The following is a 20,125-nucleotide window of genomic DNA, read 5'->3' on the forward strand; positions in this document are numbered from 1 at the left end:
TTATTTGATTTCTTTAAACCGGAATACAAGCCAGCCAAGAATCGCGAAAACAGCCATATAAGCAAAGCCTGTTAAAATATTCGTTGTAATCGCATTCTGACTTATTACCGATAAGTTTGACATCGCGCTAATTTTGCTGAAAAGATACATGTCTTTAATAATCGTCCATTTTGGCAGGAAGACATTCACCAAGTTTGTAATAATTGGCTCGATGAATAAAAATGCAAGAATGTACGTCACGATCGCGATACTTTCTTTCGGGATAATGATGAACAGGAAGAACCCGACCGATATTAAACCTAAGTATAATGGTAATTGTGCAAGCATTCCTAGAAATAGCGTTCCAAAATCGACTTGTCCCATAAACAATTGCGCGGAAATCCCAATGGATACGGTATACACAACGAGCATCAGTGCAGCAACTGCCCAGCCCGTGAAAAGTTTCGAGAAGTAAAAGGTCGTGCGTGAAACACCAGATACAAGTACATTTTTGGCTACACCCGCTGAAAATTCAATGCTCCAAAGGTTCGAAAATATCGCAATGAAAGCCATTGCTAAGACGATACTAAACGATAAAACCAGTTGGGCGACCTGCGTCCCCGTTAGTGTTTGGCTAAGTAAGGCCTTGTCGCTTGCCGACAATGTTTCCCCGCCTTGTGACAACGAAATCCAATCTACATTTAGCGCGAGATATATCAAACCAGCAACAGCCACTGCAATAACAATCAATGTTACGAACGGCATCCACATTTTCCCCTTCGTCAATCGGTAACCATCTGCTCGAATCAATCCAATCATTTATCTTCCCCTCCAATTAAATCAATAAAGTACTCTTCCAAATTCGCTTCTACGACCTTCAGTTCTGTAATAATAATACCCGCGTCAAACATCACTTGGCTGATTTTTTCCGGTTGATCAATATAGTCAAAAATCCGGATACTGCCATCGCTGTGCACCTCATATTGATGTAATTCTAAAAAGCTCTCCAAGTGCATCACCGCTGCTTCTTTATTCACCGTTTTCAAAACGAGATAACGTCTACTCTCCGACTCCAACTCTTCTTTTGAAAGCTCCTTCACAAGGCGACCGTTGTTAATGATGCCATACCGATTGGCAACGAGCGCTAGTTCAGTCAAAATGTGACTCGATATAAAAACAGTCGTGCCAAATGTTTCATTCAATTTCAAAATAATATTCCGAATCTCAATAATCCCCATCGGATCAAGCCCATTGATCGGCTCATCCAAAATCAGAAAATCCGGATGATGTAAGATTGCTAGCGCGATACCCAGTCGTTGCTTCATACCCATCGAAAAATTACGATATTTTTTGCGTCCTGTATTTTCTAGCCCGACAAACTCTAACACTTCATCAATACGCTTTTTGTCTGGAATTCCTTTTTGAAGGATGTAGTAGTTCAAATTTTGTTGCGCCGTTAAGTTCGGATATAAAGATGGCCCTTCAATTACTGCTCCGATTCGTTTCCGTGCTTGGTGAATGTCTTTCGGATGGCTGGAGCCAAACAATGATAGATCCCCACCATTCGTATGCATTAAGTCCGTTACCAAACGAATAAAAGTCGTCTTCCCAGCACCATTTTTACCAATAAAGCCATAAATATCCCCCTTTTGTACCGTCATATTCACATGATCTACAGCATAATTATTACCAAATTTTTTCGAAAGCGCCGCCGTTTCCAAAATTGTCTCTCGCATGCCTGTTCATTCCCTTCTCTTTTCGATAACCCAACTATAACGCGGATATCTCAATTATGTATGAATGAAAACTTAAGAAAGTATTAAGAGAAGTGCAGAAACAGCCCGGTAGAGCCGAAAAAAACTGGAGCGGCCGCAGTAAAAAGCCGCTTTTGCTTTTTATGGAAGGCGTGAAGTTTTCGAGGCTCTGGCTGTTGGCGCCGGATCCAGAGAAGTGCAGAAACAGCCCGGTAGAGCCGAAAAAAACTGGAGCGGCTGCAGTAAAAAGCCGCTTTTGCTTTTTATGAAGGGCGTGAAGTTTTCGAGGCTCTGGCTGTTGGCGCCGGATCCAGAGAAGTGCAGAAACAGCCCGGTAGAGCCGAAAAAAACTGGAGCGGCTGCAGTAAAAAGCCGCTTTTGCTTTTTATGAAGGGCGTGAAGTTTTCGAGGCTCTGGCTGTTGGCGCCGGATCATGAGAAGTGCAGAAACAGCCCGGTAGCTTCGACAGAATTTGTTAGGAGCTACAATAAAAACCCTCCCTTTTTTTTGTGTGGAAGCCCCGAAAATTCCGAGAAGCTGGCTGTTGGAGCCGGATCCGAAGGCGCTCCCCCCGACACAAGACATTCTCTTCAAACGTGAATCAATTGCAAACATATCCACAATAAAAAAATGAGCAAGCCAAGACTACTCATTTTTCATTCGTTATTTAATTGCCCATTCGTATAACCTATCCTCACGGGAATGCTGTGTTTTTTACGGATCCTTTAGGCTTTCCCTGCTCCGAACAGATTCTATCGAGGCTAGCAGGTTATTTCAGCTTTTCATTTTAAACCCAATCCCCCATACGGTCTCTATAAACTCTTCGTCTGGTGCGACTTTGGCCAGTTTTCCACGAATATTACTCATATGTACATTCACTGTATTTTCATCAATAAATTCGGTTTCACCCCACACGGATGCGAAAATGTTCTCTTTTGTAAACACTTTGCTCGGATTGCTAATCAATAATTTTAAAATCCCAAATTCGCGTGCTGTTAACCGGATATCTGTTTCGCCGATTTGTACACTGTATCGGTCTTCTGATAAGGATAAACCGTTCCATTCTCGTGCTTCTCTGGCTACATCCGCCGTACTTTCTTTACGCAGCTGCACTTCGACGCGTGCCACTAGTTCTTCAATATCAAATGGCTTAGTCATGTAATCACTAGCGCCCAGTTTCAGCAAGTCTACTTTATCCATGACCGTATTTTTTGCAGATATGACGATGATAGATGCCTTTTGTTTGGCTGTAATTTCGGCAATAAGCGCTTCTCCTGTCATTCCTGGTAACATCAAATCACAAAGCAGTAAGTCAAATGTCTCGTTGTTCCAATGCAATTTGGCCTCAGTTCCGGAAAACGCCTGTGTAACGGTGTACCCTTCTCGTGTCAACACTTCGGAAATAAGGTTATTAATATCATTATCATCTTCTGCAATCAATATTTTTCCTAAACTCATGATCTCACGCCACCTCCCCATTTATCTTCTCACAACTCCGCAAAAAAAGACAGTGACAACATCATCACCGTCTCCTTTTAAATTATAACTTCTCTTGTAAAAATTCATTGATCAATTCAAAGGTCTCATCCGTTGCCGCAGAAGGCGTATTCATGAAATCATGCGTTACTTTTTCTAGGCGTTTGGCGTAGACTGGAACGCCAGCATCTTTAAGTTTCTCAGCATACGCCTCGCCTTGGTCACGCAATGGATCATATTCTGCGGTGGCGATAAATGCAGCTGGTAAACCTGCCACATCTTTACTACGAACAGGTGCTACTAGTGGATCATATTTTCGATCGCCAGCACCAGATAAGTATAATTTGAAATATTTATCGAGCGATTCCTTCGTCAATACGTAACCTTCTGCAAACTCATCCATCGAAGGATAAAGAACAGACGCGTCACGTGAGAAAATATCAACCGGTGGATATAGCAGAATTTGTTTTGTCACGTTCGGTGTCCCTTTAGATTTCGCTAATTGAGCCACAACAGCGGCAATATTTCCGCCAGCGCTATCCCCTGCTACAACAATTTCGTTTGACTTCGCACGTAAACTTGTTAAATGTTTCGATATCCAAACCAGTGTAGCATACGCATCTTCAATCGCTGCTGGAAATGGATTTTCTGGTGCTAGGCGGTAGTCTACAGAAACAACACGATACCCCGTCGTTTGGACTAGCTTGCGGGCGATACCATCCGTTGATTGAACACTCCCTGTAACAAATCCACCACCATGGAAATAAACCATCAATGGATATGGTCCCTCTTCTTCTGGTGAATAAATACGAAGGGCAATTTTTCCTCCGGGACCATCAATTTTTTTATTTTCGATTTCGCCAACTTCGATTTCTTTGGCTGCTGGAAGTGCTTTTTCGGCCAAGCGGATGTATTTATAACGCGAATCCACATCCGATAATGGTGCTGTTTTTTTCACATAATCTTGTGCTGCTTCCTCCAGATTGTCGAGTACCTTTGGATCGTATTCCCGCTTGCCGACTGCCTTCTTGTAGATGAAGAAAACAACAACTAGTGGTAATAACACGATACTTACTAAAATAATGCCAACCCATTTTAATGTCTGTTTCAATTAAGCTCACTCCTCATACATAATCTCAAATAATTCACCCTTTAAGTATAGCAGTTTTGAAAAATTTTAACCAATTTATAGGTCGATAAAAATCGCATTTCTTCGCGGTTCTTGTTTATTTTTTATGGATATTTAATCATTTTTATGAATAAAAATAAATAAAATAGTTGAAATATCATTTGTATGGTGGTATTATTAATTTTATCGAAATGTATATTTATTAATAAAAGGGGATGTAGAGATGGCAAAAGAAAAAATCGTTCTTGCTTATTCTGGTGGTTTAGATACCTCCGTTGCAATTAAGTGGTTGACAGAGGAAAATTATGATGTCATTGCGTGTTGTTTAGACGTAGGGGAAGGCAAAGATTTAGAGTTCATTAAAAATAAAGCAATTCAAGTCGGGGCTTCAGCTTCGTACACCATTGATGCACGTGAAGAATTTGCGGAAGATTTCGCCTTAATCGCTCTGCAAGCTCATGCCTACTATGAAGGGAAATATCCGCTCATTTCAGCGCTATCACGCCCACTAATCGCTAAAAAATTAGTCGAAGTTGCCAGACAAGAAGGTGCTTCAGCAATTGCCCACGGGTGTACTGGAAAAGGAAACGATCAAGTGCGGTTTGAAGTGGCTATCAATGCTTTAGCCCCAGATCTGAAAGTTGTGGCACCCGTACGTGATTGGAAATGGTCGAGAGAAGAAGAAATCGAATACGCTCAAAAACATCATATTCCGGTACCGATTAACCTAGATAATCCGTTTTCCATCGATCAGAATTTATGGGGACGTTCTAATGAATGTGGTGTACTAGAAAATCCATGGATTGCGCCTCCTGAAGAAGCGTATGATCTGACCGTAGCTTTAGAAAATACACCAGACACACCTGAAATCATCGAAATCGAATTTTTGGCAGGTGTTCCGGTCGCTTTAAATGGAGAAACATTAAGTCTCGCCCTTTTAATTCAAAAATTGAACAAGGTCGCAGGTGCACATGGCGTTGGTCGGATTGATCACATTGAAAACCGCCTTGTTGGTATTAAATCTCGGGAAGTCTACGAATGTCCGGCAGCTGTTGCCTTGATTACAGCGCATAAAGAACTGGAAGATTTGACTTTTGTGCGTGAAGTCGCGCATTTCAAACCAGTAATCGAACAGAAGATCAGCGAAGTTATCTATAACGCGCTTTGGTTCTCGCCACTTACGAGCTCTCTTGTAGCCTTCTTGAAAGACACGCAAAAATATGTCAATGGGACCATCCGGATGAAACTTTTTAAAGGACATGCGATTGTCGAAGGACGGAAATCACCGAATTCGCTATATGACGAGAATTTGGCGACTTATACATCGGCGGATACGTTTGATCAAGACGCAGCGGTTGGCTTCATCAAGCTTTGGGGGCTACCTACGAAAGTAAGCGCAGAAGTCAACGCAAAAACAATTGCGAAAACTGAGGTGTAACACATGGAAAAATTATGGGGCGGTCGTTTTCAAGGGAAAAGTGAGGCGTGGATCGATGCATTCGGCGCCTCGATTTTCTTCGATGCAAAACTTGCAAAACAAGATATTACGGGAAGTTTGGCACATGTTTCCATGCTTGGAAAATGCGGCATTATTTCGGCAGATGAAGCAGCACAAATCAAAGCCGGACTTGAGGTACTCGCGTTAAAATTGGAGGCTGGTGAGCTCGAATTTAGCGTCGTGAATGAAGATATTCATCTCAATATTGAAAAGTTACTTCATGAGGAGATTGGGCCTGTCGCTGGGAAATTACATACGGCGCGGAGTCGGAATGACCAAGTCGCGACGGATATGCATTTGTATTTGAAGGAAGCGGTCGCGGAGATCCTTACTTCTCTTGCACATTTGCGACACGTGCTTGTCGTGAAGGCGGAGGCGCATGTGGAAACGATCATGCCAGGCTATACACATCTGCAACACGCGCAACCGATTTCTTTTGCGCATCATTTGTTGGCGTATTATGGGATGTTTAGCCGTGACTTGGAACGTCTGACGGAGAGTGTCAAGCGGATTGATATTTCCCCACTTGGCTGTGCCGCGCTTGCTGGGACGACTTTTCCGATCGATCGAGCCTACAGCGCCGAACAACTTGGGTTTAGCGCCATTTACGATAATAGTCTAGACGGTGTGAGTGATCGTGATTTTATTATCGAGTTTTTGAGCAATAGTGCGCTGTTGATGACCCATTTATCGCGTTTTTGTGAAGAATTGATTTTGTGGACGAGCCATGAGTTTCAGTTCGTTGAGTTGATCGATGCTTTTGCGACGGGAAGTAGTATTATGCCGCAGAAGAAAAATCCCGATATGGCTGAGTTAATTCGTGGCAAAACGGGACGCGTTTATGGAAACTTGTTCGGTCTCTTGACGGTGCTAAAAGGCTTGCCGCTCGCCTATAATAAGGATTTACAGGAAGATAAGGAAGGGATGTTTGACACGGTGCATACTGTGAAGACAAGCCTTGACATCTTTGCTGGAATGATCGAAACGATGAAAGTGAACGAAGCCGTGATGGAAAATGCGACGCAAAAAGATTTTTCAAACGCGACTGAGCTTGCCGATTATCTCGCTAAAAAAGGGGTGCCGTTCCGCGAGGCGCATGAAATTGTTGGGAAACTTGTGCTTGATTGTACGCAAAAAGGGATTTATTTGCAAGATGTCAAACTCACTGACTATCAAGCGATTCAACCCATTATAGAAGAAGATATTTATGAGGCGCTCGCTTCTTATACCGCCGTTGCAAAACGGAATTCTTATGGTGGAACTGGATTTGACCAAATCAGAGCCATGATCGAAAAAGCGAAAAAAGAGCTATAAAAAAATACGATTGGCCGACCAAAACATGATTTTGGTAGCCAATCGTATTTTTTTATTTGATAACGAGTTTATTCGCCGTCTGGGTTGCTTGTGCCATCATTTCTTGTATCAACTCCGCAACAGGTTTAATCTCTGTAATCATACCTGTAATTTGGCCAGCCATCACAGAACCATTTTCCGTATCGCCTTCTTGAACCGCCTTGCGCAATGAACCGAGCGTCAATTCTTCCAGCACATCGCGATCCACATTCTCATCTTCCAAACGTTGGTATTCTTTAATCATCTTGTTTTTAATGCTGCGAACAGGGGCCCCATTGCGACGCCCAGTCACAACCGTATCACGATCTTTTGCCTTCAAACAAGCAAGCTTAAAATTCTCATGAACGGGACATTCGTCGGTGGCTAGGAAACGCGTTCCAATCTGAACACCTTGAGCTCCAAGTGCAAAAGCAGCTGCAATCCCGCGTCCGTCACCAATACCGCCGGCTGCAATCACCGGTATCGACACAGCATCCACCACTTGCGGTAAAAGTGCCATCGTCGTCGTTTCCCCAACATGACCGCCAGCCTCCGTCCCTTCTGCCACGACGGCATCAGCACCAAGCTGCTCCATTTTGCGCGCAATCATCACAGATGGCACAACAGGGATCACGATAATCCCAGCTTCTTTCCAAATTGGCATGTAGGTTTTTGGTGTCCCAGCCCCAGTTGTCACCACTTGAACGCCTTCTTCGATGATCACTTCCGTCAATTCTTCCATATTCGTCATCATCAGCATTAAGTTCACACCAAACGGTTTGTCCGTCAATGCTTTCGTTTTTTGAATCTCTGCGCGTAATTCTTCCCCACTCATACCTCCTGAAGCGATGATTCCAAGCCCACCAGCATTTGACACAGCTGCAACAAGAGGAGCTTTTGCGATTTGAGCCATCGCGCCTTGCATGATAGGGTACTCAATGTGTAGCAATTCTGTTATTGACATATTTTTTTCCTCCGATACCTTCCGTATTTCATGTATATTTTCTCACAATATCAATCGGAAAACAACCACTTACCTTCAAATGGTTGTCGTATCACTTCGTTTGTTCTCGTCTTTTGTCTGTGCTGCTAGTAAAATACAGCCTGTAATCCCTGCGTCATCTTCCAATTTCGGCGGCACAATGTAGCTTTCTAAATCCGGTAATTGAATGTAACCCGCGATCAAGGCTTTTAGTTTTTGGCGGACGAGTGGGAAAACTTGGCGCTGTTTCATAACACCTCCGCCGATGACGATGCGTTCTGGCGACAAAATCAAGCTGTAATTCATCAAAGCTTGCGCGATGTAATGCGCCTCAAGATTCCAGACTTCCTCATTTTCCGCAAGTTCTACACCTTTTTTACCCCAGCGTTTTTCAATCGCACCACCTGCTGCTAACCCCTCTAAGCAGTCACTGTGATACGGGCAATTTCCTTGATAGCGATCATGTTTGTGACGACGTACCATGATATGCCCCATTTCTGGATGAGAATATCCTTCTAACATTTTGCCATTCACAACGGCACCTGCACCAATCCCAGTTCCAATCGTAATATACATGCAACTCGAGAGCCCCTCTGCTGCACCAAGTGTCACTTCACCAAGCGCCGCTGCATTCACATCTGTCGTAAATCCAACAGGCACCGAGAAACTTTTTTTAAGCGCTCCAACGATATCATAATTGCGCCAAGCTAATTTCGGTGTCGATGTAATATAACCGTACGTAGGACTCGATTTCCGCACATCGATCGGCCCAAATGATCCCACACCAATAGCTTCAAGCTCTCCCTCATACTGTTTAAAAAAGTGCTCCACGTATTTCATCGTCTCTGCTGGCTCCGTCGTCGGATACGTTTCCCGCTTCAAGACCTTACCTGACGCATCCCCAACCGCCACTACAAATTTCGTACCACCAGCCTCAATCGCACCAAAAACCATTTTATCCACTCCTCATCGTTTATGTATTCGTTTTCATTCTACATCATATAAACACTATTGAGAAGCTTATTTTCTAACAATTATTCTTTTAGATTATATATACCTATTTTATCGGATTATTCAGTACAAAGATGCCTCTTATTTTCTAAAAATCCAACGGCACAACCGCTCATACTGTTCAAAATAAGCCGGAATTTCCGAATCCTCAAGCCCCTCATACATATTGGCAACGATGCTCTCATTATACCATTTTTGCTGTTTATACCCACGATTAAAATAGCTCCAGACCTTGTCTCCTTCCGAACTCCATGCATACTTGATTGACTGCAAATTATCCAATTTATCAGCCACAATAATCGCTTTTTGTTCCAAAGAAGCCGTGCGTAAAAACTCGATTGTATGACTTTTCCGATCTTCCCATGATAATGTTTTATCCTCCGTATGCGATGCAACCAAGTCTGCCACATCCTCACCAAATAACGCTCGAACTTCATCCAACGTCACTGGCGTATCCTCCACGACATCATGCAAAAATCCAGCGGCTACAACTTCCTCTCGAAATCCCGCACCCCGCAACAAATTAGCCACATTCCGCGGATGCGAAAAATACGGCTCTCCTGTTATTTTGCGACGCTGCGTATGGTGCGCCTCTTCTGCAAAATCACTGGCTCGCTGGTACATTCGAATTCTCCTTCCTACCCTAAAAAATCAGGGCTTTGAAATGAATCAAAGCCCCATATTGAGTGTAAATAACGACTTTTACAACTTCTGTCGTCACGCGCTGTGATGAATGGACCTATCACCAAGCTCTTGAAGCGGCCGATTGGTATCCTGGATAATATCCTGGAATGCTGTAAAATCTTCGTGTGCTATGCTCGTGGCCTCTCTCAAGACAATCCAAGTCACCCCTTCAAATGTCGGCGGCGTCGTTAATGATCCTTGATATTTAAAATATGCCCGTTTCTCAGGTAAAAATCCTGAAACATCCAATGAAATTTCCATTTCGATGCCAAAATCCTCAAATACTTGCGGAAAAATCGTCGCTAGCTCACCAAAATCACTGCCCGATAACTCCTGATCCATCCAAACTGCTAATACAAGGCGTTCGCCCTCTTCATTCATATGAACCAAGTGCCACTCGATTGCAAAGTACTGCTCGTTTAACGTATGCTCACTTGGGATATGCCCATGAAAAGCGATCAAATTATAGTGCTTTCCATTAAAAATCAAACCTTGCTCTTTATTCTGTGGAAAAAGATGTACCGAATTCTCCACGCGTCGTACTGTATATTTTGTCTGTTTATAATTCAGTTCTAGTGGCAAAGCCTCGTGTACTTCCATCACTTTCTCCATGTGGATATCAACCGGTGACTGGTTCTTCCCTGTATTTGCGATCTCATATTCCTCGCAAATATGTCCCCAATAATGTGGTCCCTTGTCCCCTTTATAAGACCATTTCACAAGTGGCTCTGTCATGCATCATTCCTCTTTTCATAAAAAATTGCGCGCTGTTTCGTAATTCATATTATGCGAATATTTCGTGAATAGTTTCTCAAGTTATTTTTTTGTGTTCTTTTTATTATACTTAAAATCTGTAAAAATACCAGTATCTTTTCTCGAAAAAATAAAAATACCCACAAAATTGCAGGTATCTCATGTCTTAACTTATTTTAAACAACCTATCTGCCAACTCCTCGAGTGTTGTCATTTGCTCCAGATTCAGTAACTTTGGTAATTTGAAAAAAACATCCATCGTATGGTGCTGTATCAAACCATGCGCTTGACGATATAACGCCAACACCAAAGATTTATGTGCAAAATCGGCTGTTATAGGCCATTCACTTGCCTTCAAAAATGCCGCTAGCAACTCCTTGTCACAATCAATCAAGTCCAGGTGCAATTTTGCGAGCTCATAGTGTCGATCGCAAACTATTGCATCGCCCCAATCAATGACACCGGTTAAACGTCCGTCTTCTATAAAAACATGGCGCTCCATCAAATCCCCGTGGACAAATACATCATCAAGCGCTGGCATCCTCGCTACATATGCTTCGATTTGTGGAATTAGATGCGCTGGAAACGAACTCTGTTTGGCACTCGAGATAAGATCTAGCCCACTCCAATCCGATGCTTTCGTTGCTAAAGCCAAAGGTTTTAGCGTATGAACAAGCCCAATCTGAACGCCTAAATCGATCGCAACTGGACGCCTTTCTCTTGGCGTCCAATTCGCATGCTCCCATGAGACACCAGACATCCTCGTTGTCACCAAATAACTCCAAGCATCTTCATATAGATCCCCCGATGCAAGCAACCTCGGTACAGCAAGCTCTCTATTTTCAGCCAATATTGCTTGTGCCGCCTTTTCCGATTCATAACTTTTACGCCACTGCTCGGTAAATCCAAAAAATTTGATAACAACATTGCCGTAAATCACCGTTGGATACGTCCCGCCTGTCCCAGCAACCAGTTCCATGTTATTGTGTAATAACTCGTGGCGTAGCAATACTTTCCTTGCATGCGGCCACCAAAACCCGACGGATTCCAACTGTTCACGAAATGCTTCCAGTGACTCAAAAACCGGTTTTTCTACTGTTTCCTTCATTATTCGCCCAACCTCGCTTAGAAATAATCCGAAAAATAGGGTGTCTCATTCGGAATCATTTTTTCCAGTTGCTTTATGACGCTATTACTCGCCGACAATCGCCCATTTTTAAGCAAGTATTTCGGCCGTTTGTAGCCGAAAAACATCGTTGTCAACGTCTGGATATCAATCGCAACGGCCTCACCTTGCGCCTCTTTCGATAGTTCTAGCTCGCCATCCTCGTTCCAGCGAAAGGTAAAGACGCCCTGATTCCATTCTAGCAACGCATCCGTCACCACAAAATGAAAATCACATTTTTTCTCAGCAAACGGATATTTCTTAAAAAAGCCCTCTACATCAACGATCCGCGCCATATAATATGGATGAATCGTCTCTGTAATATCGCTATCTTCCATTAAAAATGCGATCGGTTCATTGGTATACATTTTACCTTTAACATGCGTAACCATTGAAAAATGTGCGCTGATGAAGTTCCACAATCCATGCCTTGCTTCCTGCGTTAAATAGACCATTTCTTTCATATGAAAAATATCTTCCGCAATCCAATAGTACATGAAACCTTGTGGCTCATTCGCCTCATCATAATAAACCGCTGCAATCATTTCTTCTCGTTCCCAACGCCAGTATTCTTCCCAGGCAAGCGAATCCCGAATCATCGCTACATGTTGATTTTTCGCAAAGCGATCGTAGGTTTTCAGCACATCTTCATGCTCGATATCAAGGCGCTCCACCATTCCGCGAACTGGGACGTTCTCTGGTAATTGCGTATCTTTAATCGAAAACGTCATCACGTCCGATATAATCTCCCAGCCTTTGCGGCGATAATAAGGGACCGAATAGGGATATAAATAAGAAATCGTCTGCTCCCGGTCGCGCATTTCCTTCAAACTTTGTCGCATGAGTCGGTGCATGAGGCCAAAGTTCGCATACTCAGGATACGTCCCAACGCCAGTCACACCACCCATTTTATAGATCTCGCCAAAGATGTTGACATTCATCGGATACACAGCCATTTGTGAAATCAGCTTATCACCATCGAACCAACCAATAACATCTGCTTTCCGCAAAACTGGGCGCTTTGCTTGTTCGATCTCATCTTCCGCCCAGCCGACTTCATGCAACTCCTGGTTTGTCACTTGAAACACGTAACGCAACAACTCATTAAACTGCGACAAGTGTTCCATTTCTAATTTTTTCATCTCTAAACGATCTTGGACATTTTGCTGCCCCATATTTTCTACCTCTCTCCTAAAGCCTTTTTCACGCTCTACGCTTCTATTGTACATGGAAATCATCCCATTCTGCAATCCCTTTACTTGCGTTTGGCAACAATTTCTTGATAGCGTTGTTCAAGCTCAGCTTTTTCAGAAGCCGTTAGTCGTGGTTCCATTAATTTCGCGGCAATAGCCGACATTTCCATCTCGATCAGCAGATTGTCCTCTTCTCCTCTTGAAATCGAGGCCTTCTTGCTATTTTCCCAATCCGCATAACTTCCCTCAAAAAGTGTGATCTCCTCGTTTTCCAATGCTAAAATATGCGTCGCAACCCGCCTTACAAATGTCCGATCATGCGATACAAATAAAACCGTTCCTGAATAACCAGCAATCAGCTCCTCCAGTGCCTTCATCGCGTTAATATCCAGATAATTCGTCGGCTCATCTAAAATCAAAACGTTCGCATCACTGAGCAAAATCATCGCTAATGCCAACTTCACGCGTTCCCCACCAGACAAAACCGTCGTACTTTTCGGCAAATCATCTGGAACAAACTGCAAACTGCCGAGACAATCACGATTCATTTGATCATCATGAATGCTCACCTCTTTGATGTTTTCCCATAATGTTTTTGTCAAATCGACCTGCTTTAACTGCTGATCAAAATAACCAATTTTAACCTTATCTCCGCGCGTGATTGCCTCATTCGCATGCATAATTTGTCGTAAAAAGGTGGTTTTCCCGCTCGCATTTTTGCCAATCAATGCTATTTTCCCACCGCTCTTCAAGCTAAATGTCACATCAGAAAACAGCCTTCTTTTACCGGCTTGCGCGCTTAATTTATTAGCACGAATCACCGTACTGCCTTGCTTCATTTGACTTGACTCTGGCAGTGTAATCTTGATCGCCTTTTGCTGATATGGCTTGTCGACCTTATCCAAGCGATCGATCCGTTGCTCAATCGCTTTCACCGCCTTGTGTTGCTTCTTCTCCTGAACACCTTTTCCTGGTTTCGCGCTTCGTATTTCCTTCGCGGTAAATCGCTTATTAGGCGTTCTAAGCCCATGTGCCGTTTTCTCATGATGGCTTTTCGCATCCTCTAGTTGTCGTTTCTTCGTTTGATAGCGTTCATATCCAGCTTCAGCGCTTTCTCGTTCACGCACTTTTTGGGTCTCGTAAGCACTGTAATTTCCCGGATATACCGTAATTTGAGCCTGATCCAATTCCCAAATCGTCGTACATATCGCATCCAAAAACATCCGATCATGAGAGATGACGAACAGCGTCCCGGCATATCGCTTCCACTGACGTTCCAAATGTTTGACGCTATCCACATCCAAATTAGACGTTGGTTCATCCGCAAAAAGTAAGTTCGGCTGCTCCGCTAAAATACGTTGCACCGCCTTCCGTGTTTTTTCACCACCAGAAAGTTTCGCATCCTCTGGCAAAATTTGTGGTAAGTAACCCGCTGTACCATTTCGCGTAACAAATCCTTGGTCTGGTGTCGTAACTCCAGCCATGATCTCGAGCAGCGTCGTCTTACCTAATCCATTGCGCCCAACAATTCCAATCCGCTCTCCACGATTCGCCGTCACATGTGGAATTTCAAATAAAACGCGATCCGCTATCTCTTTTTTTATATCATTAATTTCTATGGCAAACATAAAAAAACCTCCTATTCATTCTAGAAATAGGAAGTCAAAACCAGATTTGTAAGCATCAGCAAACAAGCCTGTTTTTATTCGCTCTGCGTCATTTTGAACACAGCAATCCCATTCTAGAAAATTTCGTTCGTCAAAAAACCAGACATCCGCCCGCTTTATCTAACGTCCATATCGAATTCTCTTAAAAAATAGGATTACATTTTCATCGGCTCAAAAGACACCCCTTTGCATTTGTTGGCTCCATCATAACGCATTTCTTAAAAAAGGTCAACCCTCATTCTTCCACTGATAATTTCGCCTCGTATTCCTTTTCTTTCGGCGCTTTTTTCTTATAAGCTAAGTAATAAAAGAGCGAAACAAATACTGCGCCCCCAACGACATTTCCTAAATATACTGGAATCACGTTAGCGATAAAGTCTGCCCATGAGTAACTTCCCGCAAAAATAGCTGCTGGAATGATAAACATATTGGCAACAACGTGCTGGAAACCGATCGCAACAAACGCCATAACCGGAAACCAAATCCCGAGAATTTTTCCAGTGAAATCTTTTGCCGCGTAACATAGCCAAACCGCAATGCTAACAAACCAGTTACAGCCAATTCCCGAGACAAAAGCAACCCAGAATGGATCTTTTATTTTAGCACCGGCCGTGGCAATCGTTTTCGCCAAAAAATCGCCTTCCGTCAAGCCTACAAAATGCCCGAAGAAAAAGGCAATCGCGATCGCTCCCACAAAATTCATAATCGTGACAATAGCCCAGTTTCGGATCAGTTGCGCAACTGAAATTTTCCGATTAAACCATGCCAATGCAACGACCATCATGTTCCCTGTAATCAGCTCACCGCCACCAAGTAAAATACAAACAAGCCCAACAGGAAACAAACTAGCTCCGATAAATGTCGCAAAACTTCCCCACTCATGCGGCATCGTTCCAACAGCGCGAATATAGAGCAAATACCCCAAGGAAATAAAAGCCCCACCTAGAAATCCTAAAATCACAAGCGTTAATGTGGAAGACTCTGCCTTTGCTATCCCCTTCTTAATTGTCTCATCTACCGTTTCTTGTGGAGTGTAATATGCGCCCACAAAAATCCCCTCTTTCGTCCTAGTTTGTCTATCTCATCTATCTTCTAACTTGCCATAACACAAAATGCTCAATACATCACAAAAAGTTCCATATAGATCATTTTTTGCAAAAACAAGGTGTTTCTCACAAAAAACCAAATAAACAACTTTATTCACAAGCTGCTTACTTGGTTTCTATGGTCATTCTAAATGTTTTACTACAGGAATCATAATATGGAATCCTTGTTCCGTTCGTGGTGCGTCAATTTTATCGTAAACCTCAATTTTGAAAGGTAATTCATCGAAAACAGGATACTCTACCGTAATATATGGTCGATAGTCGCGTGCTTTAATGCGCTCGGCGACTTCTTTATAAGTCTCATTGATGTCCGTACCGGCAATATGATCGCACACAAAATACGTATGAGCAGGAACTTCAATCCATTCCATATCTGCTGGGACGTTCTCAGGTTTCCAGTTCGCTTTCACCGCAGAATAATACGAAAAGCCATCCTCTAAATTATGCACAGATAAACCGAGCAATGCGTTGTCTTGCTTCAAGCTTTCCTGTTCCTTCGCCCAAGTCTGCATTTTCTTGATTGTTTTATGGACTTCTCCGTGAAACGCTTCCTCAAAAGTGCCTTGCCAAACAAAAGCAACAGCAGTAAATCCTTCATGTTCTTCAAACCGTGCAGCTGATAAAGCCATTTTAATCAACTCCTTCATGGGATTTCGTTGCTTCCTTCTAACCATGTAAATCATACCACAAATCGTAAAAATAATCTCACAATAAGTATGAATAAAATGACAATTTGTAAAAAAAATGATTTTACCAGACAATCGGCGTTTTTCCAGCTACCTCGAGATATTCATTGGTTTGACTATACGGCTTACTACCAAAGAAGCCATTGTAGGCCGATAACGGACTCGGATGCACAGCTGTAATCACTTGATGTTGCGGATTCGTAATCAAAGCTTGTTTTTTCTTTGCGTCCCCACCCCAAAGTACAAAAATGACCTGCTCCTCTTTCTCATTCAGCAAACGAATAATCGTATCTGTAAACAGTTCCCAGCCTTTTTTGCGGTGAGATGCCGCTTTTCCTGCCTGTACCGTTAATACCGTATTCAGCATCAGAACCCCTTGTTCCGCCCAGTCCGTCAAATTAATATCGGTCCGCGTCACACCCAAATCCGCTTCGAGCTCCTTAAACATATTGCGAACAGATGGTGGAAACTTCGCCTCACTCGATGCCACCGAAAAACTAAGGCCATGCGCTTGATTCGGGCCATGATACGGATCTTGTCCTAAAATAACAACCGACGTATCCGCATAACTCGTCAGATCCAATGCCTTATAAATTGATTCACGCGGCGGATAAATCGTCGTCGTCGCGTATTCCCCCTCAATAAAGCGCTGCAACTCCTTGAAATATGCCTTCTCTTGCTCTTCTTTCAAAAGTTCCTGCCAATCGCTTTGCATCTCTAATCAATCCCTCTTTTCTACAGCCTATAAGTGCGGCCCAATGCTATCTTGTTTTGCCCTATTTTGAATCTCAGCGATCGTCTTTTCTTGATTACCCGAGCTCTTTTTCTTCCTATCCGTCAAGTTCGGTAGAAAAAACATGATGGCGGCAATGATGACAATAAGTAAGATGATAAACCACATAAGAACATCCATCCTTTTCTTTCTAGTATAGCTTTTTTCAGCTCAGGAAGCTAGAACTTCAATAAATTTACAGAAAGATTATAAATTTTTATATCTTATTTACCAATTCGTTATTTTCCAGGTAAATTAAAATAGTTTAGTAATCATTCCGAGACTTCAAAGATCCGAACATCAAGAAGTTCCATTGCTACGGCCTAAATGACTCACGATCGGTAACCTATTTCCTCTAATTAAGCGAGCGCTATGCCACCATTATTAACACTGAAATTACAGTCCGTGCTCACTATCACATTAAACTTTTGAATTTATATGACTTAAGTACATTCGACCTCTCAAAACCAGATGTAAATGGCTACAACGTTGGCATTCATTTAGACATCAACACCTCGCACAAGCGATGGAAGTCTTTATCAAGAGTTTATAATGCACGAAAAAACCTTTTTCGATGAGTGTGGATTATCTCATTGAGAGGCTTTTATCGTTAGTAATTACATATTTTGGCTTAAAAGTTCCTGTGCGCAATTTTGGTCTAGTGTATATACAATCGGATTGTTTCTCACCTTTGTAAGGTAACCGCGGTCTATTAATTTTTGCATGGATGTATCCACTTTTTTACGCCCCACATTTAGAGCTTCAGCGATATCTTTATTGGATAATCTACTGAGCTTCCTACTAAATAACCAGCTCTGCGATATCAGGTAAAAAACGCTGTAATCAAAAGTTTTCAGGCCCGGATCAATTTTTATAATTTCACCAATACTTTTTTCCATCCTGTTTAAATTACTTTCTTTTTCTTCCATATCATCTATAATTCTTTCCTGACCTTCTAACAAAAAAGTCAACATCTTCATGCAAAAAAAGGTCATCTCGCCTTGGTTTAAAGGGTTAGATGCTTCCTCAAAAGACTTATAGTACTCATCACGGTGCCTGTTGATAACATATGAAAAAGTAACAGAACTAAACATATCCAAATTCGCGTGGACTAGCGAACAAACGAGGTATCTTCCAGTTCTTCCGTTACCGTCATAAAAAGGATGGATATACTCGAAATAATAGTGTGCAATCATATATTTATACAAATCCGGCATTTCATCATTCTCTAAAAAATTTAGTAGCCTATTTAAATAATCAATGATCCTTGTTTCTGGCTCTACACCTTTGTGCATGAATTCCCCATTTTTGGTTACACCTACAAAAGATTTCCTGAAGATATTACCGTCTAATACGCAATTTTCTGCTTCTATTTCATCAGCAACTAATTCATCATATATTTCTCGGAACTGCTCTACACGGTTTAATTTATGATAGTCCCCTATATGTTGATATAACTTCACAAGCCCTATAAATCTTTTCACTTTTTTCTCATCTTTTTTGCTATTTAACTCTTCTATTGCTTCAGCGATTTCCTTCTTGGAGCTTCTCACACCTTCTATTTCATTAGTGCTCTGTAACTCATTAATAAGCAGACTATCCATATACTGTTGCAAAGCGTGTGTAGGCATATTTTGTGCTTTTAAACTTATTATTTTACTATTTTTCATGATATCTTCATAGAGTTTCATCAGCTCTGGAATATTAACAAGAAACAAATTCACTTTTTCTTTACTGAAAGCACCACCAACAATTGGTGTTATTTCCAGGCTTGTTAGAAAGGAACCATAGCCATTCTGACGTTTATTTAATTCTGTTTTAAATAATTGTTCATCTTGATGAAATATCTTCTTTAATGGATAATATTTAGTCATTCGGAGTGCACCTCAGTTCTTTTTATACCCATTTTACGATAATAAGGAGAAAAACACAATTAATATAAACTTTAATTTCTCCTTTTTTGATATAAAGTCGAAATAAAAAACTTCTGATAAGATATTGTATCTCACAAGAAGCTCTATACGATTTTTTACAAATCGATGTAATCAAATACCCAACTATTAATTAAAATAATCCGTTATTATAATCCGCTACTTTACCGTTGAAATTAATGATTTCACTATTATGATTTTTCCCATCAAAAATAATGTCGGCGATTAATTTTCCTGCCTCAGGAGCCGTCTTCATGAAATCAGCTTTCATGTTATCATTCAAATCTGTTGTTGTTCCACCTGGCATAATGGCAAAAATCTCAAGCGGTTTTTCTGCCTTTGAGAAATTCTGAGCAAGGCTTTGTGTCATCGCATTCAGCGCCGCCTTACTCATTTTATAGGCGAATGGGTTAAAGAAATCTGACATCCCAATTGGTATTGAGATATTTAGAATTCGTCCACTATTTTCTTCAAGTATCGGTAACAATTGTTGCGTAAGATCAAATGTGCCAAAAACATTCGTTTCCATGACTTCTCTTAGCTCATCTAAAGTGAAGTCGTAGCCGGGTTTGCCCATGTCACCTGGAATCGCCGCATTATTGATTAACATCGTAAGATCTGGATGTTGTGATTTAATCGTATCTGCTGCTGTCAAAATCGTTTCATGGCGCTGCAAATCAATGTTTACGTAAATCGCATCAATGCCCTCAGTTTTAAGCTCATTCGTAGCCTTAAGTCCACGGCTCTCATCACGTGCCCCTAACAAAACAGTCCACCCGTTGTTTCCCATCTGATGCGCGATTTGCTTGCCAATCCCCTTATTTGCCCCGGTAATAAACACTTTTTTTGTCATAGCTTAAGTCTCCTCCTATTCGTTATATCGCTTCCACTATAAACCATAAGTAAAATGTTGGCAAATTTAAAACTTACGATAAAAAATCCCGAACCAGCAAGGTGAATATGCCAATTCGGAATTTTTGTATCGTTTCTTATATCCTTAACAAGTC

At 41.9% G+C, this 20,125-nt stretch carries 19 protein-coding genes; 2 read left to right on the top strand and 17 right to left on the bottom strand.

All coding sequences use genetic code 11. From position 1 onward, the window contains the following. From HCJ54_RS00955 to HCJ54_RS00970, 4 genes are all read right to left on the bottom strand, one after another. A complete protein-coding gene (locus HCJ54_RS00955) occupies positions 1-798 on the bottom strand; it encodes an ABC transporter permease (RefSeq protein ID WP_187136290.1) in 798 nt (265 codons plus the stop codon). Next, positions 795-1,715: an ATP-binding cassette domain-containing protein gene (locus HCJ54_RS00960; RefSeq protein ID WP_187136291.1), complete on the bottom strand. Its 921-nt coding sequence runs from the start codon at positions 1,713-1,715 to the stop codon at positions 795-797. Before HCJ54_RS00960 ends, HCJ54_RS00955 begins: the two co-directional genes overlap by 4 nt. Positions 1,716-2,507: 792 nt before the next feature. Continuing rightward, positions 2,508-3,191 (bottom strand): response regulator transcription factor, encoded by a 684-nt coding sequence (locus HCJ54_RS00965; RefSeq protein WP_187136292.1) that lies wholly within the window; start codon positions 3,189-3,191, stop codon positions 2,508-2,510. Between the two features lie 82 nt (positions 3,192-3,273). Next, positions 3,274-4,320 carry an alpha/beta hydrolase gene (locus HCJ54_RS00970; protein WP_185411393.1) on the bottom strand — a complete coding sequence of 349 codons (1,047 nt, stop codon included), beginning with the start codon at positions 4,318-4,320 and terminating at the stop codon, positions 3,274-3,276. Positions 4,321-4,561: 241 nt separating this feature from the next. On the opposite strand from HCJ54_RS00970, the gene HCJ54_RS00975 reads away from it, so the two are divergent. Both HCJ54_RS00975 and argH read left to right on the top strand, forming a co-directional pair. Next, positions 4,562-5,776, top strand: a complete 1,215-nt coding sequence (locus HCJ54_RS00975) for an argininosuccinate synthase (RefSeq protein ID WP_187136293.1) — start codon at positions 4,562-4,564, stop codon at positions 5,774-5,776. 3 nt (positions 5,777-5,779) lie between these two features. Beyond that, a complete protein-coding gene (gene argH, locus HCJ54_RS00980; protein WP_187136294.1) occupies positions 5,780-7,150 on the top strand; it encodes an argininosuccinate lyase in 1,371 nt (456 codons plus the stop codon). 52 nt (positions 7,151-7,202) lie between these two features. Here the strand turns inward: argH and HCJ54_RS00985 are convergent, their stop codons facing one another. The 13 genes from HCJ54_RS00985 to HCJ54_RS01045 all read right to left on the bottom strand — a co-directional run bounded on the left by HCJ54_RS00985 (position 7,203) and on the right by HCJ54_RS01045 (position 19,971). After that, positions 7,203-8,132 (bottom strand): nitronate monooxygenase, encoded by a 930-nt coding sequence (locus tag HCJ54_RS00985; protein ID WP_187136295.1) that lies wholly within the window; start codon positions 8,130-8,132, stop codon positions 7,203-7,205. 75 nt (positions 8,133-8,207) lie between these two features. Next, a complete protein-coding gene (locus HCJ54_RS00990; protein ID WP_187136296.1) occupies positions 8,208-9,104 on the bottom strand; it encodes an ROK family protein in 897 nt (298 codons plus the stop codon). 138 nt (positions 9,105-9,242) lie between these two features. After that, positions 9,243-9,785: an HD domain-containing protein gene (locus HCJ54_RS00995; RefSeq protein WP_187136297.1), complete on the bottom strand. Its 543-nt coding sequence runs from the start codon at positions 9,783-9,785 to the stop codon at positions 9,243-9,245. Positions 9,786-9,878: 93 nt separating this feature from the next. Then, positions 9,879-10,580, bottom strand: a complete 702-nt coding sequence (locus HCJ54_RS01000) for a carbonic anhydrase family protein (protein ID WP_036064034.1) — start codon at positions 10,578-10,580, stop codon at positions 9,879-9,881. A 184-nt stretch (positions 10,581-10,764) separates the two neighbouring features. Continuing rightward, the gene (locus HCJ54_RS01005; RefSeq protein WP_187136298.1) at positions 10,765-11,706 is read right to left on the bottom strand and encodes a phosphotransferase family protein; all 942 of its coding nucleotides are present in this window, start codon (positions 11,704-11,706) and stop codon (positions 10,765-10,767) included. 17 nt (positions 11,707-11,723) lie between these two features. Next, positions 11,724-12,938 carry a GNAT family N-acetyltransferase gene (locus HCJ54_RS01010; RefSeq protein WP_187136299.1) on the bottom strand — a complete coding sequence of 405 codons (1,215 nt, stop codon included), beginning with the start codon at positions 12,936-12,938 and terminating at the stop codon, positions 11,724-11,726. An 80-nt stretch (positions 12,939-13,018) separates the two neighbouring features. Then, complete coding sequence (gene abc-f / locus HCJ54_RS01015) at positions 13,019-14,584, bottom strand: ribosomal protection-like ABC-F family protein (RefSeq protein ID WP_187136300.1); 1,566 nt, start codon at positions 14,582-14,584, stop codon at positions 13,019-13,021. A 274-nt stretch (positions 14,585-14,858) separates the two neighbouring features. Continuing rightward, positions 14,859-15,671: a formate/nitrite transporter family protein gene (locus HCJ54_RS01020; RefSeq protein WP_036064029.1), complete on the bottom strand. Its 813-nt coding sequence runs from the start codon at positions 15,669-15,671 to the stop codon at positions 14,859-14,861. A 180-nt stretch (positions 15,672-15,851) separates the two neighbouring features. Then, positions 15,852-16,358: a GyrI-like domain-containing protein gene (locus HCJ54_RS01025; RefSeq protein WP_036064027.1), complete on the bottom strand. Its 507-nt coding sequence runs from the start codon at positions 16,356-16,358 to the stop codon at positions 15,852-15,854. Between the two features lie 121 nt (positions 16,359-16,479). Further along, positions 16,480-17,130 carry a uracil-DNA glycosylase gene (locus tag HCJ54_RS01030; RefSeq protein ID WP_187136301.1) on the bottom strand — a complete coding sequence of 217 codons (651 nt, stop codon included), beginning with the start codon at positions 17,128-17,130 and terminating at the stop codon, positions 16,480-16,482. 27 nt (positions 17,131-17,157) lie between these two features. Further along, positions 17,158-17,316, bottom strand: a complete 159-nt coding sequence (locus HCJ54_RS01035; RefSeq protein WP_187136302.1) for a hypothetical protein — start codon at positions 17,314-17,316, stop codon at positions 17,158-17,160. 488 nt (positions 17,317-17,804) lie between these two features. Beyond that, positions 17,805-19,061, bottom strand: a complete 1,257-nt coding sequence (locus tag HCJ54_RS01040) for a Fic family protein (protein ID WP_187136303.1) — start codon at positions 19,059-19,061, stop codon at positions 17,805-17,807. 190 nt (positions 19,062-19,251) lie between these two features. After that, a complete protein-coding gene (locus HCJ54_RS01045; RefSeq protein WP_187136304.1) occupies positions 19,252-19,971 on the bottom strand; it encodes an SDR family NAD(P)-dependent oxidoreductase in 720 nt (239 codons plus the stop codon). Positions 19,972-20,125: the final 154 nt, after the last annotated feature.

Origin of the sequence: Listeria grandensis (assembly GCF_014322885.1) — a bacterium.
In the GTDB taxonomy this organism is placed as follows: Bacteria; Bacillota; Bacilli; order Lactobacillales; family Listeriaceae; genus Listeria_A; species Listeria_A grandensis.

Coding starts and splice junctions, on each gene's coding strand:
- HCJ54_RS00955 (WP_187136290.1), bottom strand. CDS start 798: ATGATTGGATTGATTCGAGCAGATGGTTACCGATTGACGAAGGGGAAA.
- HCJ54_RS00960 (WP_187136291.1), bottom strand. CDS start 1,715: ATGCGAGAGACAATTTTGGAAACGGCGGCGCTTTCGAAAAAATTTGGT.
- HCJ54_RS00965 (WP_187136292.1), bottom strand. CDS start 3,191: ATGAGTTTAGGAAAAATATTGATTGCAGAAGATGATAATGATATTAAT.
- HCJ54_RS00975 (WP_187136293.1), top strand. CDS start 4,562: ATGGCAAAAGAAAAAATCGTTCTTGCTTATTCTGGTGGTTTAGATACC.
- argH (WP_187136294.1), top strand. CDS start 5,780: ATGGAAAAATTATGGGGCGGTCGTTTTCAAGGGAAAAGTGAGGCGTGG.
- HCJ54_RS00985 (WP_187136295.1), bottom strand. CDS start 8,132: ATGTCAATAACAGAATTGCTACACATTGAGTACCCTATCATGCAAGGC.
- HCJ54_RS00990 (WP_187136296.1), bottom strand. CDS start 9,104: ATGGTTTTTGGTGCGATTGAGGCTGGTGGTACGAAATTTGTAGTGGCG.
- HCJ54_RS00995 (WP_187136297.1), bottom strand. CDS start 9,785: ATGTACCAGCGAGCCAGTGATTTTGCAGAAGAGGCGCACCATACGCAG.
- HCJ54_RS01000 (WP_036064034.1), bottom strand. CDS start 10,580: ATGACAGAGCCACTTGTGAAATGGTCTTATAAAGGGGACAAGGGACCA.
- HCJ54_RS01005 (WP_187136298.1), bottom strand. CDS start 11,706: ATGAAGGAAACAGTAGAAAAACCGGTTTTTGAGTCACTGGAAGCATTT.
- HCJ54_RS01010 (WP_187136299.1), bottom strand. CDS start 12,938: ATGGGGCAGCAAAATGTCCAAGATCGTTTAGAGATGAAAAAATTAGAA.
- abc-f (WP_187136300.1), bottom strand. CDS start 14,584: ATGTTTGCCATAGAAATTAATGATATAAAAAAAGAGATAGCGGATCGC.
- HCJ54_RS01025 (WP_036064027.1), bottom strand. CDS start 16,358: ATGGCTTTATCAGCTGCACGGTTTGAAGAACATGAAGGATTTACTGCT.
- HCJ54_RS01030 (WP_187136301.1), bottom strand. CDS start 17,130: ATGCAAAGCGATTGGCAGGAACTTTTGAAAGAAGAGCAAGAGAAGGCA.
- HCJ54_RS01035 (WP_187136302.1), bottom strand. CDS start 17,316: ATGTGGTTTATCATCTTACTTATTGTCATCATTGCCGCCATCATGTTT.
- HCJ54_RS01040 (WP_187136303.1), bottom strand. CDS start 19,061: ATGACTAAATATTATCCATTAAAGAAGATATTTCATCAAGATGAACAA.
- HCJ54_RS01045 (WP_187136304.1), bottom strand. CDS start 19,971: ATGACAAAAAAAGTGTTTATTACCGGGGCAAATAAGGGGATTGGCAAG.